The sequence below is a fragment of the Micromonospora sp. S-DT3-3-22 genome, assembly GCF_015354745.1.
GTDB lineage: Bacteria > Actinomycetota > Actinomycetes > Mycobacteriales > Micromonosporaceae > Micromonospora > Micromonospora wenchangensis.
Genome location: NZ_JACGMO010000123.1, coordinates 1 through 23,471 on the forward strand (window position 1 = coordinate 1; position 23,471 = coordinate 23,471).

The 23,471-nt window shown below is 74.5% G+C and carries 21 protein-coding genes and 1 pseudogene; 8 read left to right on the forward strand and 14 right to left on the reverse strand.

Going from position 1 to position 23,471, the window contains the following annotated elements:
- A partial coding sequence (locus H1A17_RS27450) for a hypothetical protein (RefSeq protein WP_228544337.1) occupies window positions 1-252 on the reverse strand: 252 nt, incomplete at its 3' end.
- Between the two features lie 221 nt (window positions 253-473).
- Here H1A17_RS27450 and adhE point away from each other — a divergent pair.
- A complete protein-coding gene (gene adhE / locus H1A17_RS27455; RefSeq protein WP_194823232.1) occupies window positions 474-3,047 on the forward strand; it encodes a bifunctional acetaldehyde-CoA/alcohol dehydrogenase in 2,574 nt (857 codons plus the stop codon).
- 48 nt (window positions 3,048-3,095) lie between these two features.
- On the opposite strand, the gene H1A17_RS27460 is transcribed toward adhE, so the two are convergent.
- Together H1A17_RS27460 and H1A17_RS27465 are read right to left on the reverse strand one after the other, a co-directional pair.
- The gene (locus H1A17_RS27460) at window positions 3,096-4,622 is read right to left on the reverse strand and encodes an FAD-dependent oxidoreductase (protein WP_145922032.1); all 1,527 of its coding nucleotides are present in this window, start codon (window positions 4,620-4,622) and stop codon (window positions 3,096-3,098) included.
- 58 nt (window positions 4,623-4,680) lie between these two features.
- Window positions 4,681-5,202 carry an MSMEG_6728 family protein gene (locus H1A17_RS27465; protein WP_194823233.1) on the reverse strand — a complete coding sequence of 174 codons (522 nt, stop codon included), beginning with the start codon at window positions 5,200-5,202 and terminating at the stop codon, window positions 4,681-4,683.
- A 121-nt stretch (window positions 5,203-5,323) separates the two neighbouring features.
- Here H1A17_RS27465 and H1A17_RS27470 point away from each other — a divergent pair, with 121 nt between their 5' ends.
- Window positions 5,324-7,114, forward strand: a complete 1,791-nt coding sequence (locus H1A17_RS27470) for an NAD-binding protein (protein ID WP_194823234.1) — start codon at window positions 5,324-5,326, stop codon at window positions 7,112-7,114.
- On the opposite strand, the gene H1A17_RS27475 is transcribed toward H1A17_RS27470, so the two are convergent.
- Window positions 7,115-8,347, reverse strand: coding sequence for an APC family permease (locus H1A17_RS27475; protein WP_194823235.1), 1,233 nt, complete (start codon window positions 8,345-8,347; stop codon window positions 7,115-7,117).
- Window positions 8,348-8,356: 9 nt separating this feature from the next.
- A complete protein-coding gene (locus H1A17_RS27480; protein WP_194823241.1) occupies window positions 8,357-9,136 on the reverse strand; it encodes a phosphatase PAP2 family protein in 780 nt (259 codons plus the stop codon).
- Between the two features lie 144 nt (window positions 9,137-9,280).
- Between H1A17_RS27480 and H1A17_RS27485 the strand changes: the two genes are divergently transcribed.
- Window positions 9,281-10,489 (forward strand): DUF4032 domain-containing protein, encoded by a 1,209-nt coding sequence (locus H1A17_RS27485; RefSeq protein ID WP_145922029.1) that lies wholly within the window; start codon window positions 9,281-9,283, stop codon window positions 10,487-10,489.
- Between the two features lie 149 nt (window positions 10,490-10,638).
- On the opposite strand, the gene nagA is transcribed toward H1A17_RS27485, so the two are convergent.
- Genes nagA through H1A17_RS27500 form a run of 3 tightly spaced genes read right to left on the reverse strand, consistent with a single transcriptional unit; the run spans window position 10,639 to window position 13,609 of the window.
- On the reverse strand, window positions 10,639-11,748 hold the full coding sequence (gene nagA, locus H1A17_RS27490; protein WP_145922028.1) for an N-acetylglucosamine-6-phosphate deacetylase: 1,110 nt from the start codon (window positions 11,746-11,748) through the stop codon (window positions 10,639-10,641).
- Window positions 11,745-12,683 (reverse strand): ROK family protein, encoded by a 939-nt coding sequence (locus H1A17_RS27495; protein ID WP_145922027.1) that lies wholly within the window; start codon window positions 12,681-12,683, stop codon window positions 11,745-11,747. Before H1A17_RS27495 ends, nagA begins: the two co-directional genes overlap by 4 nt.
- Window positions 12,680-13,609, reverse strand: a complete 930-nt coding sequence (locus H1A17_RS27500; protein ID WP_194823236.1) for an SIS domain-containing protein — start codon at window positions 13,607-13,609, stop codon at window positions 12,680-12,682. The genes H1A17_RS27495 and H1A17_RS27500 overlap by 4 nt, the downstream gene beginning before the upstream one ends.
- A gap of 197 nt (window positions 13,610-13,806) precedes the next feature.
- On the opposite strand from H1A17_RS27500, the gene H1A17_RS27505 reads away from it, so the two are divergent.
- The 5 genes from H1A17_RS27505 (at window position 13,807) to H1A17_RS27525 (ending at window position 17,937) form a co-directional block, all read left to right on the forward strand.
- The gene (locus H1A17_RS27505) at window positions 13,807-14,592 is read left to right on the forward strand and encodes a DeoR/GlpR family DNA-binding transcription regulator (RefSeq protein WP_145922025.1); all 786 of its coding nucleotides are present in this window, start codon (window positions 13,807-13,809) and stop codon (window positions 14,590-14,592) included.
- A gap of 119 nt (window positions 14,593-14,711) precedes the next feature.
- Window positions 14,712-15,722, forward strand: coding sequence for an ABC transporter ATP-binding protein (locus tag H1A17_RS27510; RefSeq protein WP_145922024.1), 1,011 nt, complete (start codon window positions 14,712-14,714; stop codon window positions 15,720-15,722).
- Window positions 15,719-16,732, forward strand: coding sequence for an ABC transporter permease (locus H1A17_RS27515; protein ID WP_145922023.1), 1,014 nt, complete (start codon window positions 15,719-15,721; stop codon window positions 16,730-16,732). Before H1A17_RS27510 ends, H1A17_RS27515 begins: the two co-directional genes overlap by 4 nt.
- Before the next feature lie 160 nt (window positions 16,733-16,892).
- Window positions 16,893-17,291, forward strand: a complete 399-nt coding sequence (locus H1A17_RS27520) for a DUF3263 domain-containing protein (protein ID WP_309236888.1) — start codon at window positions 16,893-16,895, stop codon at window positions 17,289-17,291.
- 133 nt (window positions 17,292-17,424) lie between these two features.
- Window positions 17,425-17,937, forward strand: a complete 513-nt coding sequence (locus H1A17_RS27525) for a GNAT family N-acetyltransferase (protein WP_145922022.1) — start codon at window positions 17,425-17,427, stop codon at window positions 17,935-17,937.
- Between the two features lie 50 nt (window positions 17,938-17,987).
- Here H1A17_RS27525 and H1A17_RS27530 read toward each other — a convergent pair whose 3' ends face one another.
- From H1A17_RS27530 to H1A17_RS27555, 6 genes and pseudogenes are all read right to left on the reverse strand, one after another.
- Window positions 17,988-20,249 (reverse strand): AAA family ATPase, encoded by a 2,262-nt coding sequence (locus H1A17_RS27530; protein WP_194823237.1) that lies wholly within the window; start codon window positions 20,247-20,249, stop codon window positions 17,988-17,990.
- A gap of 111 nt (window positions 20,250-20,360) precedes the next feature.
- On the reverse strand, window positions 20,361-20,987 hold the full coding sequence (locus H1A17_RS27535; RefSeq protein WP_194823238.1) for a hypothetical protein: 627 nt from the start codon (window positions 20,985-20,987) through the stop codon (window positions 20,361-20,363).
- 42 nt (window positions 20,988-21,029) lie between these two features.
- Window positions 21,030-21,785, reverse strand: coding sequence for an ATP/GTP-binding protein (locus tag H1A17_RS27540; RefSeq protein ID WP_194823239.1), 756 nt, complete (start codon window positions 21,783-21,785; stop codon window positions 21,030-21,032).
- Window positions 21,763-22,236 carry a DUF742 domain-containing protein gene (locus H1A17_RS27545; RefSeq protein ID WP_194823240.1) on the reverse strand — a complete coding sequence of 158 codons (474 nt, stop codon included), beginning with the start codon at window positions 22,234-22,236 and terminating at the stop codon, window positions 21,763-21,765. Before H1A17_RS27545 ends, H1A17_RS27540 begins: the two co-directional genes overlap by 23 nt.
- A complete protein-coding gene (locus H1A17_RS27550) occupies window positions 22,233-22,703 on the reverse strand; it encodes a roadblock/LC7 domain-containing protein (RefSeq protein ID WP_067305308.1) in 471 nt (156 codons plus the stop codon). The genes H1A17_RS27545 and H1A17_RS27550 overlap by 4 nt, the downstream gene beginning before the upstream one ends.
- Window positions 22,700-23,471, reverse strand: a pseudogene (locus tag H1A17_RS27555) (histidine kinase); the annotation flags it as partial. The pseudogene H1A17_RS27555 and the gene H1A17_RS27550, both read right to left, overlap by 4 nt.

Below are 23,471 nucleotides of genomic sequence, written 5' to 3' on the forward strand. Positions count from 1 at the left end.
GGTGGCCCCGGCCGGCGCGTCGGGCGCGGCCGGGGTCGCCCCCGGCGGCAGGGCGGCGGCGTCCGTCGCCGCCCGGGACAGCCGTGGGTCGATCGCGCTGAACAGGGACAGCAGCCCGAGCGCGCTCGCGGCGAAGACGCCGGCCAGGCCCACCAGGGCGTTGGCCTTGTCGACCCCTATCCGCCAGGCCAGCACCGCCACCCCGATGGCGGCCACGGTGAGCAACGTGTAGGCCTTTCGCGGTCCCGTCATGCGAATCATGGTGGACGGGGGCGGCGGGGCACGGTGTCGGATAGGCGACGCTGCGTGGCCCCCGCCCGACATCGGGACCTTCGGCCGACCGGACCCACCCGGGACGGCGCGACGACGGGACCTTTGGCCACCGGCGGACGGGTCCTTGCGCCCCACCGCCGAGACGGCCGTCGATGGATGCTGAGGGTGTCCGAGACGCCGCCAACCGCCGAGGTGAAAGCATGTCGACCGCACTCGCCACCACGATCGACGCCCTGGTCGCCGACGGCCTCAAGGCCCTGGCCGACTACGACCGCTACGACCAGGAGCAGATCGACCACATCGTCCGCAAGGCGTCGGTGGCCGCGCTGGACCGGCACGCCGCGCTGGCCCAGCTCGCCGTCGCCGAGACCGGTCGGGGGGTGTTCGAGGACAAGGCGGTGAAGAACATCTTCGCCTGCGAGCACGTCACGCACAGCATGGCGAAGACCCGTACCGTCGGGGTGATCAGCCGGGACGAGATCAGCGGCATCGTCGAGATCGCCGATCCGGTGGGCGTGGTCGCCGGGATCACCCCGGTCACCAACCCCACCTCGACCACCATCTTCAAGGCACTGCTCGCGCTCAAGACCCGCAACCCGGTCATCTTCGCCTTCCACCCGGCGGCGCAGCGGTGCAGCGTCGAGGCCGCCCGGACGGTACGCGACGCGGCGGTCGCCGCCGGTGCGCCGGAGCACTGCATACAGTGGATCGAGGAGCCGTCGGTCGAGGCGACCACCGCGCTGATGCACCACCCCGGGGTCGCCACCATCCTCGCCACCGGTGGCAACGCCATGGTGCGGGCCGCGTACTCGGCGGGGAAGCCGGCGCTGGGCGTGGGCGCGGGCAACGTGCCGGCCTGGATCGAGGCGACCGCCAAGCTCAAGCGCGCGGTCAACGACATCGTGCTGTCCAAGTCGTTCGACAACGGCATGATCTGCGCCTCCGAGCAGGCCGTCATCCTCGACGCGGCGATCCACGACGCCGCGATCGAGGAGTTCCGCACCCTGCACGCCCACCTCGCCACCGCCGCCGAGAAGGAGAAGCTGGAGACGTTGCTCTTCCCCGCCGGCAAGCTCAACCCCGACGTGGTCGGCCGGACCGCCGCCTGGATCGCCGACGCCGCCGGGATCAGCGTCGCGCCGGACACCTCGATCATCCTGGTCGAGGTCGACCGGGTCGGCCCCGACGAGCCGCTGACCCGGGAGAAACTCTGCCCGGTGCTGGCAGTGCTGCGCGCCGACAGCCGCGAGCAGGGCCTGCGGTACGCCGAGCAGATGGTCGAGTTCCACGGCCTCGGGCACAGCGCCGTCATCCACACCGCCGACGAGGAACTGGTGGAGGAGTTCGGCCGCCGGGTCAAGGCGGTCCGGATCATCTGGAACTCGCCGGCCTCGCAGGGCGGCATCGGCGACATGTACAACGCGTTCCTGCCGTCGCTGACGCTGGGCTGCGGCAGCTACGGCCGTACCTCGGTGTCCGACAACGTCTCGGCGGTGAACCTGCTCAACATCAAGCGCATCGGACGGCGGAACAACAACATGCAGTGGTTCAAGGTCCCGTCGAAGATCTTCTTCGAGGCGAACGCGATCCGCTACCTCGCCGAGATGCCCGACGTGCACCGGGTCACCGTGGTCACCGACGCCACGATGACCCGGCTCGGCTTCGTCGACCGGATCAACCGGGTGCTGCAACGCCGCCCCGAGCGGATCGCCCTCCAGATCATCGACGACGTGGAACCCGAGCCGAGCGTCGACACCGTCGACCGGGGCGCCGCGCTGATGCGGGCCTTCCGGCCGGACACCATCGTCGCCCTCGGCGGCGGCTCCGCGATGGACGCCGCCAAGGTGATGTGGCTGCGCTACGAGCACCCGGACGTGGTCTTCGACGACATGCGGGAGAAGTTCTTCGACATCCGCAAGCGCGCCTTCACCTTCCCCACCCTCGGCGCGCTGGCCCGGCTGGTGTGCGTGCCGACCACGTCGGGCACGGGCGCGGAGGTGACCCCGTTCGCGGTGATCACCGACCACCGGACCGGCAAGAAGTACCCGCTGGCCGACTACGCGCTCACCCCGACCGTGGCGATCGTCGACCCGGTGCTCACCGCCAGCATGCCGAAGGCCATCGCCGCCGACAGCGGCTTCGACGCGCTCACCCACGCGATCGAGGCGTACGTGTCGGTGTACGCGAACGACTTCACCGACGGGCTCGCCCTGCACGCCATCCGGCTGATCTTCGGCAACCTGGAACGGGCGGTGGTCGACGCCGACCCCGAGGCGCGGGAACGGATGCACAACGCGGGCACCATCGCCGGGATGGCGTTCGGCAGCGCCTTCCTCGGCATCGTGCACGCCATGTCGCACACCCTCGGCGCGACGTTCCACATCGCCCACGGCCGGACCAACGCGGTGCTGCTGCCGCACGTGATCCGCTACAACGGCACCGTCCCGGCGAAGCTGTCGGGCTGGCCGCGCTACGAGAGCTACCGCGCGCCGGAACGGTTCGCCGACATCGCCAAGCTGCTCGGCCTGCCGGCGGGCACCCCGGCGGAAGGGGTGGCGTCGCTGGCCGACGCGGTGGAACGGCTGCGCGACGCGGTCGGCATCGAACCGTCGTTCGCCGCGATCGGCGTCGACCGGGCGGCGTTCGAGGCGGCGCTGCCGCAGCAGGCCCTCAACGCCTACGAGGACCAGTGCGCCCCGGCGAACCCCCGGATGCCGATGCTCGACGACATGCAGCGGCTCATGCGGGACGCCTACCACGGCACCGCGCGCTGACCGGCCGGCCCGCCCGACCCGACGGGCCGGGCGGGCGCCCCGGACGGTTCACTTCCCGGCGAGCAGTCCCCGGGGGCGGATCGAGCGGACCGGTTCGGTGGCCGCCCCCGCGGCCCGCAGGATGTGGTTGGCGGCGATGATCCCGGTCGCCGCCGACCGCTCCATCAACGCGCTGGGGAAGTCGGTGCCGATGCCGTCCCCGGCCAGGTAGAGGCCCTCGGCGTCGGTGCGTACCCCCGGCCGGCCGGCGTGGCTGCCCGGGGTGAACGCCGGGGCCTGCGCCTCGACCCGGGCGCGCAGCTCCCGCACGCCCAGCCCGGCGACCTCCGGCCAGAGCGCCGTCAACTCGACCCGCATCCGTTCGGCCAGCTCCCCGGCCGGCACCCCCTCGTCGCAGGCGTACGCGTGCAGCTCCACCACCGCGCCGCCGGTGCGCTGCGCCCACCGCCGGGACTCGTTCTCCAGCCGGTGGTAGAGGGTCACCGAGTCCAGGGTGGGCTGGCGGGACACCCCGCTGAACACCGCCCGGTCGGCCCGGACGTCCCCGTCGAGCCAGTACCGCGCCACCGCGTACGGCGGGCCGGGCCGACCGAACGCGGGCATCCGCGCCACCAGCTCGGGCGCCACCGCGACCAGGCCCGGGGAGGCGGCGACCAGGGCCGCCAGCGCGGGCGGGTCGACGGCCAGCACCACCTGCCCGGCGGAGTGGACGGTGCCGTCGGCGGTGGTCACCCGCCAGCCGTCCGGCTCCCGGTCCAGCCGGGCGACGGCCGAAGCGGTGCGCACCCGGCCGCCGTGCTGCTCCACGTGCCGGGTCAGCGGCTGCCAGATCGCCGTGGCGTAGTCCTCGTCGGGGCAGTCGAACGCCAACCCCTCCGGGTTGCCCAGCAGGTAGAAGTGGAACTGGGCGATCATCTCGGCGGCCGACATCTCGGTCTCGTGGTTGAAGAACGAGTGCGAGAAGACCTCGAACAGCATCGCCCGCGCCCGGTCCGGCAGCTTCAACGAGGCGAGCAGCGCGTCGGCGGTGGTGTCGTCGAACTCGGCGTAGGTGCCCACCGGGTCGTAGCTGAGCAGCGGCAACGCGGCGTCCCGGTCCATCGTGCGCAGGTCGGCCAGGCGCAGGCTGGGGCTGCGCAGCAGTAACGCGAGCAGGTTGGCCGGCGGGGCCGGGGGCAGCCTGCCGAACTCCTCGGTGGGCCACTGCGCGGACAGGATCGGATAGCCGGGGATCGGCTTGAGGAAACCGAGCGTCGGATCGACCCGCCGCAGGATCGACCGCCAGTTGTAGTACTGCCGGAAGAACGCGTGGAAGCCGTGCTCGTTGAGCTGGCTGCCGTCGGCGAGCGCCTCCGGCCACGCGCCGAGCCGGCCGCCCAGCGTCGGCGCGGCCTCCAGCACCGTCACGTCCACCCCGCGTTCGGCGAGCACCACCGCCGCCGACATGCCGGCGATCCCGCCGCCCACCACCACGGCCGTGGTCGGCCGGGCCACCCGGGGGGCGCCACCCCCGCCCGGGTCCACCACGTGCTCGCGTACGCCGATGAGCCGGCCCAGCTTCTGCGACAGCGCCATGTGCACCTTCCGACCCGAGGGACCCCCAGTCTGCCCGACCAGGCCCGATCCGGCCCGGTCAGGACGGTGCGGCACCGCCACCGGGGGCGTCGGCGGGTCGGCTGGCGGCGGCGAGCGGGGGACGGTCGGACGGCGGCCAGACGTACTCCAGATCGGACGGTACGTCGCCGAACTGCGGGCGGTAGTGCTCCGGGTCCTTGCGCAGCAGCGCCGACCGGTGGCTGCGGTGCAGGTCGTCCCGGCCCAGCCAGGGTGGCAGCTCACCGGCGGCGGCCAGCTCGGCCTGGCTGCGTACCCGGCCGTGGCCCCGGGCGGCGGTCAGGTCGGTGACCAGGGTCGACGCGCAGGTGTCCGCCCGGCCCGCCGCCGACCAGACCGCGCACACGTCCAGCCCGTACCGGGTCAACGCCTCCTCGTAGCCGGCCCACATCTTCACCGCCGGGTGGTTGCGCCAGCCGTACCCCGGCCGGGTCAGCCCGCGCAGCACCTGGAGCGCCTCCACCCGCTGCTTGCCCAGCCGCCGCTGGTCGAGGGAGCGCGCGCTGGCCAGGAAGTCCGGGTACGGCAGGAACGTCTGCACGCCCGCTGCTCTACCCGCCGCCACGCCCACCATGCCTGCCCGCCCACCGGCGTCGTTCCCACGCCGTCCGGTGCGCTCACCAGGGCTGCGTGTCCGGCGACCGGCTGGCTACCATCCGGGCATGGCCGAACCCCTGCGGGACCGGGCCCGGCGCGCGACCGGCTGGCGGTTACGGATGAACGGCGACACCCGTCCGCACTACGTGCTCTGCGGCGGCGACCCGCTGGCGTACTGGGTGGTGCGGGCGCTGCTCGGCACCGACCTGGCGCACGGCCGGGTCCGGATCACCCTGGTGGTGCCGGAGCGCCGCCGCTCCGAGGGCCCCGACGGGCGGGACATCGAGGGTGTCCAGGTGGTCCGGGCCGACCGGCTCGACGAGGCCACCTTCCGCCGGGCCGGCCTGGCCGGGGCGGACGGCCTGGCCCTGCTGCACCAGGACGACGTGGGCAACATGCAGGCCGCGCTCTGCGCGCAGGAGGTCGAACCCCGGCTGCGCCTGGTCGTCCGGATGTTCAACACCAGCCTCGCCAACGGCCTGCGACAGCTCTTCCCCGACTCGGCGGTCCTCTCCGACGCCTCGATGGCCGCCCCGGCGTTCGTCGCCGCCGCCCTCGGCGAGGTGGCCCCGACCCACTTCCGGCACGGCGGTCGCACCCTCTACGTGGCCCGCCGCGCCGACGTCCGCCCCGCCGACGTGGTGTGCGGGCTGGCCGTCACCACCGATCCGGAACTGGTCCGGGTGCTGCCCGCCGACGAGCAGGCCGCCGACGTGGTGCTCGCCGAGGCGACCGGGCAGCCCGCCGGCACCGAGTTGGCGGCCCGCCGGCTGGTCCGGGCCCGGCGTCGCCGACGACCCCTGGCGGTGCTCCTGCGGGCGGTGCGCAGCTTCGCCACCCGCAAGATCGGCATCGCGGTGCTGACCCTGCTCGGGGTGATCGCCCTGCTCGGCTGGCTCAACGCCCGTGCGGTCGCGGTGAGCTGGACGGAGGCGCTCTACCTGACCCTGGTCACCACGCTCAGCGGCCAGGACCCGGACGTCACCAAGCCGGCCGCCGCCCAGATCATGCAGGTGGTGCTCAACCTGGCCGGGCTGGCGCTGATCCCGCTGATCACCGCCGTGGTGGTCGACGGCATCGTCAACGCCCGGCTGGCCCTGCACGCCGGGCGCATCCAGCCGGAACGCACCGGGCACGTGGTGGTCGTCGGACTGGGCAACATCGGCACCCGGGTGATGGCCCAACTGCACGACTTCGGCGTCGAGGTGGTGGCGATCGACCGCAGCGCGGAGGCGCGCGGCGCGGCGCTGGCCCGGCGGCTGGGCGTACCCCTGATCGTCGGGGACGCCGCCCGCGAGGAGACGCTCCGCTCGGCGTCGGTGGAACACTGCCAGGCGCTGGTGGTGGTCTCCACCGACGACGGGGTCAACCTGCGGGCCGCGCTGAACGGCCGGGCGCTCAACCCGGAACTGCGGGTGGTGCTGCGGCTCTTCGACGGCGACTTCGCCGAACGCATCCAGCGGGCGTTCGGCATCGGCATCTCGCGCAGCGTGTCCTACCTGGCGGCGCCGTCCTTCGCCGCCGCCCTGCTGGACCGGGCGGTGATCGCCACCATCCCGGTCGACCGGCACGCCCTGCTGGTGGTGGAGGTGCCGGTGGCGGCCGGTGCGGCCCTGGACGGTCGCCCGCTCGGCGCGGTGGCCCGCCCCGGCGAGGTGCGCCTGCTGGCCCACTCCCGGCCCGGCCACAGGACCGACTGGCGGGCCGACCCCCGGATGGTGATCTCGGCGGGGGACCGGCTGACCGTGGTGGCCCGGCGGGCGGGGCTGAGCGCCCTGCTCCGCGAGACCACCCCGCCCCCGCCGGCCGTCCCGCCGACCGCCGACATCCCGGCGTCGCGCGATCCGCAGGAGTGACTAGCGGGGGCGGACGGCGTACCAGAGCGCGCCGAGGGCGAGCACCCCGAAACCGGCGAGGACGCCTGCCGTCGGCAGGCTGACCGCGAGCAGCAGGCAGCCGACCAGCCCCGCCCCGGCGAGCGCCCGGGTGGGCAGCCGTCGGGCCGGGTCCCGGCCCAGGGTCCACGCGGCGGCGTTGGTGATCGCGTAGTAGACCAGCACCGTGCAGCTGGAGAAGCCGATCGCGCCCCGGACGTCGCCGAGCGCCACCACCGCGACCACCACGGCGGCCACGGTCAGCTCCGCGCGGTGCGGCACCCGGTGCACCGGGTGCACGGCGGCCAGCGCCCCCGGCACGTCCCGGCGGCGGGCCATCGCCAGCAGGGTGCGGCCCACCCCGGCGAGCAGGGACAGCAACACCCCCGTCACCGCCACCGTCGCCCCGGCCCGGACCACCCAGGCCAGGCCGGGCAGCCCGGCGACGGTCACCACGTCGGCCAGGGGCGCGACGGAGACGGCCAGCCGGTCGGGGCCGAGCACGCCGACCGCGACCACCGCGAGGAGCAGGTAGACCACCAGCACCACCCCGAGGGCCAGCGGCACCGCCCGGGGGATCGTGCGGGCCGGGTCGCGGACCTCCTCACCGAGGGTGGCGATCCGGGCGTACCCGGCGAAGGCGAAGAAGAGCAGGCCGGCGGCGGTCAGCACGCCCCGGGCCGTACCGCCGCCCTCGGCGAGCCGGTCGAACCGGACCTCCCCGGCGGCCAGGCCGGTCACCGCGACCAGGGCCAGCACCGCCAGCACCACGACCACCAGCACCTTCGTGGCGGCGACCGTGCGGGTGACGCCGCGCAGGTTCACCCCGGTCACCGCGAGCACCGCGCCGACCGCGACCAGCCGGGCCTGCCCCGGCCACAGGTACGCCCCGATGGTCAACGCCATCGCCGCGCAGCTCGCCGTCTTGCCGACCACGAAACCCCAGCCGGCGAGGAACCCGGCGAACGGGCCGAGGCGTTCCCGGCCGTAGACGTACGTGCCGCCGGACTCCGGGTAGCGGGCGGCCAGCCGGGCAGAGCTGGTCGCGTTGCAGTAGGCGACGAACCCGGCCAGCGCCAGCGCCACCAGCAGCCCGGTGCCGCCGGCCGCCGCTGCCGCCGGGGCGAAGACCACGAACACGCCCGCGCCGAGCATCGCCCCCAACCCGACCACCACCGCATCGGGTACGCCCAACCGCCGGCTCAGCCGATCCACCCCGGCAGGTTAAGGGGCGGAGGTGAACGGGCGGCCCCCATCGGGCGACCGGCCCGGGTCGGCGGTGAACGGGCCGGCCCGGCCGCGCAGCCGGCGGGGCAGTGGCAGGTCGTCCCAGGGGATCCGGCGCAGCAGCCGGTCCAGCAGCAGGCCGAGCAGCAGCCCGGCCACCGAGTCGGTCAGCCAGTGCCAGCCCAGGTAGGTGGTGGTGCACAGGACCACCAGCGGCGGCACCACCCGCACGGCGGTGGCCAGCCGGGGTGGCATCCGCCGGCCGACGGTCCGCAGCAGCGGGACGAGCAGCAGGGCGAGCACGCCGTACCAGACGATCGCGTTGGCCACGTGCCCCGACGGGTACGACTGGGCGTAGCGGACCGGCAGGTCGTGCTGGAACAGCGGCAGGGTCCGCTCCGGCGACAGGAACGGTTCCTTCACGCTGGCGCTCGGGGCCGGGCGGGCCGTCCACACCTTGAGCGGGCCGATGGTCAGGTAGGTGAGCGCGAAGGCGACCACCGGGGGCAGCAGCGGGCGGACCGAGCGGAGCCGGACGGCCAGCAGCACCCCCAGGGCGGCGGCGAGCAGCGTCAACGGGGTGCCCTGGCCGAGCAGGTTGAGCATCCGGGCGATCCAGTAGGCGGCGGTCGGCCGGTGCCCGTCGGCCCAGTCGGCGACCGCCCGGTCGATGCCGAACAGGTGGTCGGTGGCGAGCGCCCCGGTCAGCGCGACCAGGGCGGTGAGCAGCAGCAGGTCGTACCACCAGCCGGCCGGACGGACCGGTCTGAGCCGCACTCCGCCGCGTACCGTCGTGGTTCGCTCCCGCACGCGATCACGCTACCGGCCGACGCGGTGGTCGGGACGGCACGGCCCGGGGTCGATGTGTGCCGAACCACGAAGGGAGGCGTCGGACGGGGGACACCCGGCACACTTGTCCCCGTGCGGATCACCTCGGCCCTCGTCGACCCGGCGCTGCTCGACCTTCCCTGGTCGACTCCGCTGGAACAGTGGCCCGCCCGGCACCTGGTGGCGCTGCCGCAGGGCATCTCCCGGCACATCGTCCGGTTCGTCCGCCTCGGCGACTACGTGTACGCGGTCAAGGAAACCGGGGAACGGGTCGCCGAACGCGAGTACGACCTGCTGCGGGCGCTGGAACGGATCGACTTCCCGTCGGTGGAGGCGATCGCTATCGTGGCCGACCGGCAGGCCGACGACGGCACCCCGCTGGACCCGGTGCTGATCACCCGGCACCTCCAGTTCTCGCTGCCCTACCGGGCGCTGTTCTCCCGCACGCTGCGCCCGGAGACGATGGGCCGGCTGCTCGACGCCCTCGCCGTGCTGCTGGTCCGGATGCACCTGACCGGCTTCTTCTGGGGCGACTGCTCGCTGTCGAACACCCTGTTCCGGCGGGACGCCGGGGCGTTCGCCGCCTACCTGGTCGACGCCGAGACCGGCGCGCTGCACCGTTCGCTCTCATCCGGCCAGCGCGGAGAGGACCTGGAGATCGCCCGGGTCAACATCTTCGGTGAGGCGCTGGACCTCCAGGCGGCGGGGCTGCTGCACGAGTCGATCGACCCGGAGGTGGTCTGCGAGGAGGTCGTGCAGCGCTACGAACGGCTCTGGCACGAGATCACCTACGAGCAGCAGGTCGAGCGGGAGGCCCGGCACGACATCGAGCGCCGCATCCGCCGCCTCAACGATCTCGGCTTCGACGTGGCCGAGGTGGCCCTGTCGACGGTCGACGACGGGCGGTACCTGGTCCGCCCGAAGGTCGTCGACGCCGGCTACCACACCCGGCGGCTGATCCGGCTCACCGGCCTGGACGCCGAGGAGAACCAGGCCCGGCGACTGCTCAACGACCTGGACGCCTACCGGGTGGAGAGCGACCTGACCGACGAGCAGCAGGCGGCCCACCGCTGGCTGACCGAGGTCTTCGAGCCGGTCGTCCGGGCGGTCCCGGCGCACCTGCGGCACAAGCTGGAACCGCAGGAGATCTTCGCGCAGATCATCGAGCACAAGTGGCTGCTCTCCGAGCGGGCCGGCCGGGACGTGGGGATGGGGCCGGCGGTGCAGTCCTACCTGGCCGACGTGCTGGTGCACCGCCCCGACGAGCAGGCCGTCCTGGGCGTCGAGGTTCCCACCGCCTGACCCGCCCGTCCTCGTCGGGCACCGGCACCGTCGGGTGCCCCGTGAGCCGTTGACGTCATCAGCTCGAAAGGACGCGCACGGCATCCTCGGTGCTCGCCGGTGCACACCGTCGAGCAGGTCACCGAGGAGGCTGGGGGCGGCGGCCCGGGTCAGTCGAGCCAGGTGCCGGCGCGCATCACCCGGACGACGTTCAGCTCGTCGTCGAGCACCACCAGGTCCGCCCGGCGGCCCGTCTGGAGCGCGCCGACCCGGTCGCCGAGGCCGATGGCGCGGGCCGGGGTGGTGGCGACCATGCGTACCGCGTCGGTGATCGGGATGCCGGCGGTGACGGCGTGCCGCAGCGCCGCGTCCATGGTGAGGGTGCTGCCGGCGATCGCCCCGTCCCGGGCCAGCCGGGCCACCCCGTCGGACACGGCGACCCGCTGGCCGCCCAGCTCGTACTCGCCGTCGGGCATGCCGGCGGCGGCCATCGCGTCGGTGATCAACGCGACCCGCTCCGGACCGGCCACGGTGGTGGCGAAGGTGAGCATCCCGTCGTGCAGGTGCACCCCGTCGGCGACCAGCTCGCAGACCACGTTCGGGGCTTCCAGCAGGGCCACCACCGGGCCCGGCTCGCGGTGGTGCAGCGGGCGCATCCCGTTGAACAGGTGGGTGCCGACGCTCGCCCCGGCCGAGACGGCGGCCCGGGTCTGCTCCCAGGTGGCGTCGGTGTGGCCGACGGCGGCGACCACCCCGTGCGAGGTGAGCAGCTTGATGGCGTCCAGCGCGCCGGGGCGCTCGGGGGCCAGGGTGACCATGCGGACCGCCCCGCCGCCGTCCGCGATGAGCCGGCCCAGCTCGTCGGTGGACGGGTCGCGGAGGAACTCCGGGTTCTGCGCGCCGCACCGGGCCGCCGACAGGTACGGCCCCTCGAAGTGGACGCCGGCCAGCACCCCCTCGGCGACCAGCGGCGCGAACGCGGCGGTCGCCGTGCGCATCAGCTCGAACGGGGAGCTGACCAGGCTGGCCAGCAGGGTGGTGGTGCCGTGCCGCAGGTGGAACGCGGCGGCCTCGCGGGCGGCGTCGGCGTCACCGGTGGTGAAGGTGTGCCCGCCCCCGCCGTGGGTGTGCATGTCCACGAACCCCGGCACGATCCAGTGCCCGTCGCGCTTGGCCGGGTACTCGGCGACGGCGGTGATCCGCTCGCCGTCCAGCTCCACGCACCCCTGCCGGATCACGCCGGTCGGGGTCACCACCTTGCCGGTCACCCGCTGGGTCATCGTCTCTCCAGACTGTCGAGGGCGAGCAGGGCGGCACCGAGGCAGCCGGCCTCGTCGCCGAGGGCCGCCGCGACCAGGCGCGGCTCCCGATGGAAGGTCATCCGTTCGCGCAGGGCCGCGCGGAGCGGGTCGAGCAGCTGCCCGCCGGCCCGGGCCAGACCGCCACCGATGACCATGGTGTCGACGTCGTAGAGCGCCTGCCCGGTGGCGAGCCCGTCGGCGAGGGCCTCGACGGCCTCCCGCCACACCCGCCCGGCCAGTTCCTCACCGGCCGCCGCCCGCCCGGCCACGTCGGCCGCGCTCGCCGTCGCCCCGGCCAGTTCGGCGTAGCGGCGGGCGACGGCCGAGGCGGACGAGAGGGCCTCCAGGCAGCCGGGCCGGCCGCACCCGCAGCGCGGGCCGTCGGGGCGTACCAGGATGTGGCCGATCTCCCCGGCGGCACCGTGCGCGCCGACGGCGGCCGAGCCGGCGACCACGTGGGCGGCGGCGATGCCGGTGCCGATCGCGACGAAGAGCACGTGCCGGGCGTCCCGGCCGGCACCGAGCCGGGCCTCGGCGATCCCGCCGACCCGCACGTCGTGGCCGAGCGCCGCCGGCAGCCCGAGCCGCGCCCCCACCAGCCTGCGCAGCGGTACGTCCCGGAAGCCGACGTTGGCCGACCAGACCGCCACCCCGGCGGCCTCGTCGACCACCCCGGGCACGGCGACGCCGCAGGCCACCGGGGTCGACCCGGCGGCGCGGGCCCGTTCGGCCAGCCCTTCGGCGACGGCGAGGACGGTCTGCACCACGGCGTCCGGGCCGCGCCCGGCGTCGGTCGGGTGCCGTTCGGCGTGCAGCACGCTGCCGTCCGGCCGGACCAGGGCGCACTTCATGCCGGTGCCGCCGACGTCCAGCGCGACGACCACCCGGTCGTCGCCCGACGGCCCGTCGGTCATGCCAGCACCACGGAGCGGGTCAGGTGCCGGGGTGCGTCCGGGTCCAGCCCCCGGCTGGTCGCCAGGGCCACCGCGAAGCGCTGGGCCAGGATCAGGTCGGCCATCGGGTCGACCGGGGTCCGGCCGGCCGCCCAGCTGCCGAGCACGGTGTGGCAGCCGTGGTGCCGGCTGTGCACGAACGCCGCCCCGGTGGCCGCCACGTCCTCCGGCAGGCCCTCGGGCAGCTCCCCGAACGCCCAGACCAGCCGGCCGGGGCCGGCGATCGAGATGGGGCCGTGCCGGTAGTCCATCGCCGGGTACGCCTCGGCCCAGAAGGTGGCCGCCTCGCGGCACTTCAGCGCGGCCTCCTGGGCCAGCCCGACCGTCCAGCCGCGACCGAGGAAGGTGGCCTGGTCGATGCGGGCCGGGTCGAGCGGCAGCGGGGCGCGGACGGCGACCTCGGCGTCGGCGGCCAGCGCCTCGACGTTGTCGCCGAGGTGGGCGCGGAGCAGGGCCAGGGCGGTGGTGGCGAACCGGGTCTGCACCACCGAACGCTCGTCGGCGAAGGGCATCGGCACGGCCGCGTCGGCCAGCGTGACGGCGGGCGAGCCGGGGTCGCCGACCAGGACGGTGGTGGGGGTCCGGCCGCGCAGCGCGGCGAGCAGGTCGAGCACCTCGGTGGTGGTGCCGGAGCGGGTGACCGCGATCAGCCGGTCGTAGCGGCGGTCGGCGGGGAACTCGCTGGCCTGGAAGGCGTCGGTCTCGCCGTGGCCGGACCGTTCACGTAGCCCGGCGTACGCCATGGCCATGAACCAGGACGTGCCGCAACCGACGACGGCGACCCGCTCGCCGGGGCGGGGGAGGACGCCGGCGACGGTGCCGGCCAGTCGGGCCGCCTCCCGCCAGCAGTCGGGCTGGCTGGCGATCTCCGCGTCGACGTACGCCATGGGGAACTCCTCGCACAGGGGTGGGAGGTGCGCAATACGGCTCATTACCACCGTCTTTCGCGCGTTATTCTGCGCGAAACGAGGTGCGCGTGGCAACCTGCCCCCGGATCGCGCAGTCGGGGGTTTTGCGTACCGGGAGTTTCGCGCACTACTGTGCACGCATTCGATCACCCTTCGTGCAGAGTCGGAGGCCCCCCGTGGACCGGTACGCCAGGTGGAACGCTCTGCTCGAAATGCTCACCGACAGTGGTCGGGTCAGCGTCGAGGAGGCCGCCGAGCGGCTGGACGTCTCCCAGGCCACCATCCGGCGCGACTTCGACCAGCTCGCCCAGCAGCAGATGATCACCCGGACCCGGGGCGGCGCGGTCGCCAACGGCGTCTCGTACGACCTGCCGCTGCGCTACAAGACGGCCAAGCACTCGGCGGAGAAGCAGCGGATCGGGGCCGCCGCCGCCGCGCTCGTCTCCCCCGGCACCGTGGTCGGCCTCAACGGCGGCACCACCAGCACCGAGGTGGCCCGTGCCCTGGCCGTCCGGCCGGATCTGAACACCAGCGCCGAGGGTGCCCAGCTCACCGTGGTCACCAACGCCCTGAACATCGCCAACGAACTGCTGGTCCGCTCCCGGATGAAGGTGGTGGTCGCCGGGGGTGTGGTGCGGCCGAAGTCGTTCGAGCTGGTCGGCCCGCTGGGTGGGGCGCTGCTGCGCGAGGTCACCCTGGACGTCGCCCTGTTGGGCGTGGACGCGCTCGATCCCCAGCTGGGTGCCGCCGCCCACCACGAGGGTGAGGCGGCGATGAACAACCTGATGGTGGCGCGGGCCAAGCGGGTCGTGATCATCGCGGACTCGTCCAAGCTGGGCGGGCACGCGTTCGCCCGGATCTGCCCGGTCGAACGGGTGGAGACCCTGGTGACCGACTCCGGGGCGGCCCCGGAACTCGTCGATGCGTTCCGCGCCGCCGGGGTGACCGTCGTCTGCGCCTGAGTGACTCGTTGATACACCGTCGGTAGTGGTTCGCGCGCCGATGCATACCGGGTATTGCCCTGGCGGGTATACCGAGTATGGTGACCGCTGTCATCAGCCACCATCGGGGGAGGCGCAGCTTGTCGGCTGTCCTGGAGATCGAAGGTCTACGTAAGACGTACAAGAGCCGCCGACGCGGGGTCCGCAACGCATTGGACGGCTTCGACATGCGGGTGGAGGCCGGCCAGGTGCACGGCTTCCTCGGCCCCAACGGATCGGGCAAGACCACCACCCTGCGTACCCTGCTCGGGCTGATCCAGCCCGACGGCGGGCGGATGTCCATCCTCGGCCACGAGGTGCCCGGCGCGCTGCCCACCGTCGCCGGGCAGGTCGGCGCGATCGTGGAGAGCCCGCAGTTCTTCCCGCACTTCTCCGCCCGGGACACCCTGTCCCTGCTGGCCGGGGCCGGCGACGTCCCCGCCGTACGGGTCGACGAGGTGCTCGAACTCGTCGGGCTGCGCGACCGGGCCGGCGAGCGGGTCAAGACGTACTCGCTCGGCATGAAGCAGCGGCTCGCCGTCGCCTCCGCCCTGCTCAAGAACCCCAAACTGCTGATCCTCGACGAGCCGGCCAACGGCCTCGACCCGGGCGGCATCCGGGAGATGCGCACCCTGATGCGCAACCTCGCCGAATCCGGGATGACCGTGGTGCTCTCCAGCCACATCCTCGGCGAGATCCAGCTCATCTGCGACGAGGTCACCATCATCTCGCTGGGCCGCCGGGTCGCCGCCGGTCCGGTGGAGCAGGTGCTGGCCCAGCACTCGCACGGCGGCGTACGGGTGCGGCTGGACGCCGCCGAGGACCTCGCCGCCGCCGCCGACCTGCTCGGCCGGGCCGGCGTCGCGGTCACCCGCCACCCGGACCACCTGATGCTGGCCGGCGTGGACAAGCCGGCCACGGTCAGCCGGCTGCTGGCCGAACAACACCTGTACGTCAGCGAACTGGCCCCGGTGTCGGTGGACCTGGAGAGCGTCTTCCTGGAGATCACCGCCACCGCTCCGGTCCCCGGTCAGCACCGCCAGGTCGACGAGTCCGCCACGATCGGCGAGCCGGGCCGCACCGCCGGCACCACGGGAGGGTGGGGCGCATGAGCCTGTACGTCACCGAACTGCGTCGGCTGGCCAAGCGCCGGCTCACCCGGGTCATGCTGGTCCTGCTCGTCCTCGGCCTGGCCGGCATCGTCACCGCCTTCGCCTTCTCCAGCCACAAGCTCTCCCCGGCCGTGATCGCCCAGGCGCAGGCGGAGTCGGACGCGAACTTCCGGGACGCCGTCCGGGAGTGGGAGCGTTCGATCGTCGAGTGCGACGCGGCCAAGGCGCGTGGCGAGCAGACCGACGAGCGGTACGGCCCGAACTGCGGCCGGGACTGGAAGCCCACCGCCGACATGTTCGACCCGAAGTGGAACCTGCCCTACCAGTTCGACTTCCGGACCGAGTTCGGCAACTTCGTCGCCATCTTCGCCGGGGCGGTGGCGCTGTTCGGCTTCCTGATCGGCGCCTCGTTCGTGGGCGCCGAGTGGAGCACCGGCGGAATGATGAACCTGCTGCTGTGGCGGCCGAAACGGCTCACCGTGCTCGGCACCAAACTGGCCGCCGTCCTCACCACGCTGACCGGGGTGACCGTGGTGCTCGGGGCGCTGTGGACACTGGCCTTCTGGCTGATCGCCACGTTCCGGGGGACCACCGAGAAGGTCACCTCCGGGGTGTGGCAGTCCGCCGGGATCAGCGGCCTGCGGGCGCTGGCGATGATCCTCGCCGCCGGTGCGGTGGCCTTCGCCCTGGCGTCCCTGGGCCGGCACACGGCGATGGCGCTCGGGGTGGCCGTGGGGGCCGGGGTGGTCAGCGAGATCGGCATCCGGATCGCCACGACGATCGCCGAGGTCCGGTTCGGTGACCGGTGGGTGCTGTCCACCTACGCGCTGGCCTGGTTCCAGAAGCAGTGGACGCTCGTCGACTACCGCTCCTGCGACTTCGTCCAGGGCGAGTGCACGCCCAAGGAGATGCTGGTGACCTGGCAGGACTCGGCACTGGTGTTCGGCATCGGCACCGTCGTGGTGATGGTCGCCGCGTTCTGGATGATGCGCCGGCGGGACGTCACCTGATCCGGGGTGCCGCCCGGCGCGGGCGGTACCCGACCGGGACGGGCCCGGGTCGACCACCTGTCGACCCGGGCCCGTCCGTCGTCCGGAAGCGTCGCCCACCCTGGTTAAGCTGGGTTTCCCCGGCCGGCACGCCCGGTCGTCCACCCTGCCGAGGAGCGCCGTGCCGCCGCCCACCGACGCCATGCCGCCCGCCGACCCCACACCGCCCACCGACGCCCGGTCCGCGCCGCCGGTGCCCTCACCCCGGCCGGCACCGGACGCCGACGTGCCGTCGCCCCGATCCGGGCCGGAGGCCGGGCCGGCCGCTGCGCGGGCGGCGGCCGGTGGCGACGAGCTGACCGAGCGGGAGCGGTCGATCCTCGCCTTCGAACAGCAGTGGTGGCGGCACGCCGGGGCCAAGGAGCAGGCCATCCGGGACACCTTCGGGCTGTCCGCGACCCGCTACTACCAGTTGCTCAACGCCCTGCTGGACCGCCCCGCCGCGCTGGTCGCCGAACCGCTGTTGATCGGCCGGCTCCGCCGGCTGCGCGCCTCCCGCGCCCGCAACCGCCGCCGCTGAGCCCCGCCCGCGCTGACAGCGGAGCGTGAGGTTCCCGGCTCCGATGGGACGACCGGCCGATACCTCCGACCAGACCGCCAGTCACCGGCCGAAGGGGTGGACGATGGCCGGTGTGGGCGGCAGACTGCGGCACGTGGCAGGCACGGTACGGCTGGAACCGGTGGACGAGGCGAACCTCGAATCGTTGCTCTCCGTAGCGGCGGCCGAGGCGGAGCCGAGTGACGTCATGCCCCCGGTAGACGCCCCGGCCGGCTGGTCGCTCGCCCGCCGGGAGGCGTTCCGGGATTTCCACCGGGCCAGCTTCGGTGGGCTGAACGGTCCGACCCGCACCCTGATGTTCGCCGTGTGTGCCGGCGGCGAGGTGGTCGGCATGATCAGGATGACCCGCTGCGACGCCCCGGGGGTGGTGGAGACCGGGATGTGGCTCGGCCGGTCGGCCCGGGGCCAGGGCCTCGGCGCGGCGGCCCTGCGGGAGTTGCTCAACGCTGCCGCGGCGGCCGGCATGCACTCCGTCGTCGCCGAGACCACCCCCGACAACCTGGGGGCCGTCGCGGTGCTGCGTACCTGCGGCGCCAAGCTCCGCGAGGACGACCACAAGGTGTACGCGGAGATCTCGCTCGACGCGACACCCCCCGCCGCCGGCTGACCCCGCCGCCGGTCACCGGCCCGTCGTCGAATCGGCCGACGACAGCCGGCTCAGCCCGCGTGCTTGCCGGCGTAGGCGGCCAGCCAGGCGACCTGCGCCGGGTCCAGGGAGGGGCGGACACGGTCCCGGGCGGTGGCGACGTGCGCGGCGGTGACCGTGGCGGCCGACAGCGACTCCCGCATCGCGGCCAGCGCCGCCTCCCGCACCAGCGCCGTACAGTCCGCCGCCGAGAAGCCGGCCAACTCCTCGCCGAGCGCCGCCAGGTCGACGTCCTCGGCGAGCGGCACGGCGCGGGACGCGGCCCGCAGGATCTCCGCGCGGGCCGGTCCGTCCGGCGGCGGCACGTACACCAGCCGTTCCAGCCGGCCGGGGCGCAGCAGGGCCGGGTCGACCAGGTCCGGGCGGTTGGTCGCCCCGATCACCACCACGTTGCGCAGCGCCTCCACCCCGTCCAGCTCGGTCAGCAGGGCGGCCACCACCCGGTCGGTCGTACCGCCGTCGGTGGCCTGACCGCGCACCGGGGCCAGCGCGTCCATCTCGTCGAGGAAGACCAGCGTCGGCGCGGCCTCGCGGGCCCGGCGGAACAGCTCCCGCACCGCCCGCTCGCTCTCGCCGACCCACTTGGACAACAGCTCGGCACCCTTCACCGACAGCACGTTCGCCCGTCCCGTCCCGGCCAGGGCGGTCACCAGGTAGGTCTTGCCGCACCCGGGCGGCCCGTAGAGCAGCACCCCCCGGGGCGGCTGCACCCCCAGCCGGGCGAAGGTGTCCGGGTAGGTCAGCGGCCAGAGCACCGACTCGGTGAGGGTCTGCTTCACCTCGCCGAGACCGCCGACGTCGTCCAGGGTGACCGTCGCCAGCTCCAGCGTGGACGCCGCCATGGTGGTGGGCCGGACCACCTCCAGCGCCGCCGTGAAGTCGGCCATCGCCACCGTCGGCGTCTGCGCCGTCTTCTGCCGCAGCGCCGCCCGTACCCCGGCCTCGCGGACCAGCGCGGCCAGGTCGGCGGCGACGAACCCGGGGGTACGCCCGGCCACCTCGTCGAGCCGGACGTCCTCGGCCAGCGGCACCTGCCGGGTCAGCACGGTCAGCTGTTCCCGGCGCAACGCCGGATCGGGCAGCGGCACCGAGATCCGCAGTGACAGCAGGTCCGGCGCGCGCAACCCCGGATCGACCGACTCCGGCCGCGAGGTGGTGCACACCACCGCCGTGCCCGACCGGACGACCCCGGCGACCACCTGCCGGAACACGGTGGCCAGCGGTCCGGCGTCCTCGGCCGGGGCCAGCGCCTCCACGTCGGTGACCAGCAGCACGGCCGGCCCGCCCGAGGCCAGCTCGGCGGCGGTTTCGCGCAGCCGTCGGGCCGCCGCGTCGTTGGTCAGCGCGGCGAGTTCCGGTGCCCACAGCGGGCGTACCCGGGCGCCGACCGCCTTCGCCACCGCCCGCACCAGCGCCGACTTGCCCGAGCCGGCCGGCCCGCCGAGCAGCACACCGAGCGAGACCTTGGTACCCAACCGCCCCAGCACCTCCCGGTGGTGGAAGCCGAGGTCCAACAGTTCGGTCAGCTCCTCGGCCTGGGCCCGCAGGCCGGGCAGCTCGTCCACGTGCGGCACGTCGTCGTCGTGCCCGGTCCTGCCGGCCTCCCCGGCCGGACCCGTCGCGCCGTCGGCCGGAGCCGCCCCGGTCCGGCCGGTCGACCCCCGCCCGGACCCGGCCGGGCCGGAGGAGCCGTGGGTGACCTGGCCGTGTTCCCAACCGACCACGGTGTCCATGGTGACCAGGCCACCGGTCTGCGGCTCGGCGGCGACCACGGTCAGCAGGGTGCTCGTCCAGGCGTACCCGACGGTGTTGGCGAGGCTGCGGCGGGCGGCCTCGACCAGACCGCGTACCGAGGCGTCGGGGAGCACGTCCTGGGGGAGCAGCGAGACGTTGTCACCCTCGCTGACGACCTTGCCGAGCAGGGCGAGCCGGAGCATCTCCGGGGACACCGCGGCGAGCACCGACACCGGGCCGGAAAGGGTCACCCGACGGGCCGGGGTCACCGGGGCGGGACCGACGGTCACCTGACCGCCGTCGCGCAGCCCCAGGTTGCCCAGCGTCAGGTCGTCGGCATAGAGCAGGGCGGCGCTGGCGGTCGGCTCGGCGGGCGCGACGATCCCGGCGGTGACCCGCCTGCCGGCCAGCCGCACCGGGTCCCCGGGGCGCAGCGCCAGGGCGGTGAGCACCTCCGGGTGCAGCCGGACGATGCCACGTCGGGCGTCCAGCGCGGCCGGGCGCAGGCTGGCGGTCAGGGTCAGATCCGGTGCGGGCATCGCCCGACAGTAGCCGCCCGCCGCCGCCGACGCCCGTGGTCGTCCGGTACGACCGCCCAGGCCAGCCGCCCGGTCGGCCCGGACGCGGGGTGCCGCGCCCCGGTCGTACCGTCAGGTGTCGTTGTCGAGCAGCGTCGGGTCCCGCCGGATCAACTCGGCGAGCCGGGCCGCCGGATCGACACCCGGCATCTCCCGGGCCGGGGTCCACGCCGGTGGCGTCCGGTCGGCCAGCGGCCAGGCCGGCGGCGGGGAGGTCGGCGGGTCGACGCCCGCCCGCGCCCCCACCTCCGGCCGCTCGTTGCGTACCCCGTTCTCCGGTCGTTCGGTGCGGGCCCCGGCACCCGGCCGTTCGTTGCGGGCGGCGGGCTGCGCCTGCTCGATCCGCAGCGGGTACGTGCGCCCCGCGTACTCGACGCGTAGCACCACGGTCAGCCCGGGACGGGCGGCCACCACCCGGCGGACCGCCTCGGCCACCTCCTCCACCGGGTCGCCGGCGGGGGCCGGCGCAGGCCCGGTCCGGGCCAGTTCGGCAGCCGCCGTCGCGGCGGCCCCCGGCCCGGGGTGGGCCAGTTCAGCGGCGGCCGGCCCGGGGTGGGCCGGGGCGGTGGTCGCGCGGCCGGTGGCCTCGAAGGCCAGGGTCGACCCGCCGTCGTCGGTCTCCGGATCGGCCGACCGGCGGCGACGGGCCTCCTCACGGCGGGCCAGCCGGGCCAGTGTCTCGTCCAGACCACCCCTCATCACGTCCCCCTCTCCGATGGAAACGACCGGGCGTCCGTTCGGTCAGGCGCCCTTCTCCCGCACCGCCCGGTCCAGCGCCCGGTCCAGGACGACCAGCAGGGCGTCCCGCACCGACAGCCGTTCCCGGGCGTCGAACTGCACCAGCGGCACGTGGTCACCGATGGCCAGCGCCCACCGGATCGCCCCCAGCTCGTGGGTCAGCCGGCCGTCGAAGGTGTTCACCCCGACCACGAAGGGCAGGCCGGCCCGCTCGAAGAAGTCGATCGCCGGGTAGCAGTCGTCCAGCCGGGAGCTGTCCACCACCACCAACGCGCCGAGCGCGCCCCGCGCCAGGTCGTCCCACATGAAACCGAACCGGTCCTGGCCGGGCGTGCCGAACAGGTAGAGCTTCAGGCTCCGGTCGATGGTGACGCAGCCGAAGTCCATCGCCACCGTGGTGGTGGTCTTCCCGCTGCGGGCCCCCGGGTCGTCCACCCCGATCCCGGCGCTGGTCATCTCGGCCTCGGTGGTCAGCGGGGCGATCTCGGAGATCGCGCCGACCGTGGTCGTCTTGCCGACCCCGAAACCCCCGGCGATGAGCAGCTTGACCGGGATCGGCGGGGCGGCCGGCGGGCCGGTGCGGGTGTCCGCCGTCGGTGTCGCCGACGCCGCCGGCGGTCGGTACGGCGGCGGCGCGCTCGGGTGCTGCGGCGCCGTCGGAGGGCCACCCACGGGCTGTCCGTAGCGGGCGGAGGCACTGTTCGCGGCGAGCCCGCCGAGCGGGGCGACCGGCCATTCAGGAGATCGCACGGAGTCCATCAATCACTCGCAGGATGAGGTCGGGGTCAAATGCGTCGTCGACGGCGCCGACGTGCACGTCGAGATGGCCGGCGGCCCGCAGGTCACCGACCAGCACCCGGGTCACGCCGAGGTGCAGCCGCATCCGGGCGGAGATCTCCGCGACCGAGATGGGCTCACCGCACAGGGCGACGATCGCCTGTAGCTCGGGGGCCAGCAGGGCCGCCACGGCGGCGGCCCGACCCGGCCCGGACCGGGCGGTGACCTGGGTTTCCAGGCCGATCGCCGGGTCCGCGCCGGCCACCCGCCCGGCGGTCAGCACGAACGGGCGGGGGCTGGCCGGGCGGTCGGCCTCCGGCTCGGGGACGGGCGCGGGCGTCGGTGTCGCGTCGCCCATCGGGGTCCGCAGGTAGGGGCGGACCCGGACCATGGGGTCGGGTTCCGGTTCCTCGCCAGCGGCGTCCCGGGTCATTGCTGAACGGCGTTCTTCAGCTCGGCGATGAGTCTCGGTGTCAGCGCGCCGCCGGCCCGGCCGGCGAAGAGCGTCATCTCGTACGCGACGGTGCCCAGGTTGGCCGACCGGTCGGCGATCACGCCCAGCACGGAGCCGCTGCTGATCGCCGTGATCAGCAGGTAGCCGTCGGCCATGTCGACGATCACCCGGTTGAGCCCGCCGAGGGCGTACCAGCTGGCGGCGCCCCCGGCCAGGCTGGTCATGCCGGAGACGACGGCGGCGAGGCGTTCCGCGTTGGACCGGTCCTTGATCGACGACATGGCCATCAGTAGCCCGTCGGAGGAGACCGCGATGGCCTCCAGGACGCCGGCGGTGCTGGAGGTGAACGAGTCCAACAGCCAGTTGAACGTGCGCGCCTCCGGGCTGAGGTCCCCGGCGGGATGGTTCTGGTAGTCGACGTTCTCGTGTACGTGCGGGCTGGTCACCGTGTCGTTCCTTCTTCAGTGCGGTGGTCGGTGCGGACTTCGCGCAGAGCCCGGGCGACGCCCGTCTCGAACGCGTTGATGAGATCGCGGACCTCGCCCGGATCTCCCGGATTCTGGCTCGGTGCCTGCCGGGGCGGTGAGACGGTCAGGTTGGCGCCCGGGATCCGCCGGGTCAGCCGGGGCACCGCCGGTACGGCGGGGGGCTGGGCGGCAGCGGGCGCGGCGGCCGGCACGGCCTGTTCGGCCCGGTGCACCCCGGACTGGAACTGTTCGACCAGGGCCCGCGCGGCGTCCGGGTCGGCCCGGCTGCCGTCCACCGGCCCGACGACCGGTGCGGTACGGGGCAGGCTGGCCCCGGGGACCCGCTGCCGGATGCCGGGCAGCGGGGCCGGCCGGTCCGTCGTCGGCGCGGTGGTCTGTCCCACCGTGGGGAGCAGGACGGCCTGCGGGACCGCCGGGCGGGGCGCGTCGGCCACCGGGGTCACCGCGGCGGTGCCCCGGGCCGGCAGCACCGTCGTGGCCCCGGCCGGGTCGCCGCCGGCGGGGTGGCCCGGTTCCGGGTCGACGCCGGGGGCGCGGGCCGGCTCCGGGTCGGCCGGCACGGTGCCGAACGCGTCCCAGGGGCCGGTGGCCGCCATGCTCCTGGTGGCCTTGCTGAGCAGCGTCGGGTCGAACCCGGGCAGCGCCGTGGCGTCGACCACCGGCCGGGCCGACGCCACGTCGACCGTGGGCCGGGCGGGGCCGGCGTCGAGCACGACCGGCGTGCGG

Coding starts and splice junctions, on each gene's coding strand:
- H1A17_RS27515 (WP_145922023.1), top strand. CDS start 15,719: ATGAGCCTGTACGTCACCGAACTGCGTCGGCTGGCCAAGCGCCGGCTC.
- H1A17_RS27470 (WP_194823234.1), top strand. CDS start 5,324: ATGGCCGAACCCCTGCGGGACCGGGCCCGGCGCGCGACCGGCTGGCGG.
- H1A17_RS27535 (WP_194823238.1), bottom strand. CDS start 20,987: ATGAGGGGTGGTCTGGACGAGACACTGGCCCGGCTGGCCCGCCGTGAG.
- H1A17_RS27500 (WP_194823236.1), bottom strand. CDS start 13,609: ATGGCGTACGTCGACGCGGAGATCGCCAGCCAGCCCGACTGCTGGCGG.
- adhE (WP_194823232.1), top strand. CDS start 474: ATGTCGACCGCACTCGCCACCACGATCGACGCCCTGGTCGCCGACGGC.
- H1A17_RS27460 (WP_145922032.1), bottom strand. CDS start 4,622: ATGGCGCTGTCGCAGAAGCTGGGCCGGCTCATCGGCGTACGCGAGCAC.
- H1A17_RS27495 (WP_145922027.1), bottom strand. CDS start 12,683: ATGACCGACGGGCCGTCGGGCGACGACCGGGTGGTCGTCGCGCTGGAC.
- H1A17_RS27530 (WP_194823237.1), bottom strand. CDS start 20,249: ATGCCCGCACCGGATCTGACCCTGACCGCCAGCCTGCGCCCGGCCGCG.
- H1A17_RS27540 (WP_194823239.1), bottom strand. CDS start 21,785: ATGGACTCCGTGCGATCTCCTGAATGGCCGGTCGCCCCGCTCGGCGGG.
- nagA (WP_145922028.1), bottom strand. CDS start 11,748: ATGACCCAGCGGGTGACCGGCAAGGTGGTGACCCCGACCGGCGTGATC.
- H1A17_RS27545 (WP_194823240.1), bottom strand. CDS start 22,236: ATGACCCGGGACGCCGCTGGCGAGGAACCGGAACCCGACCCCATGGTC.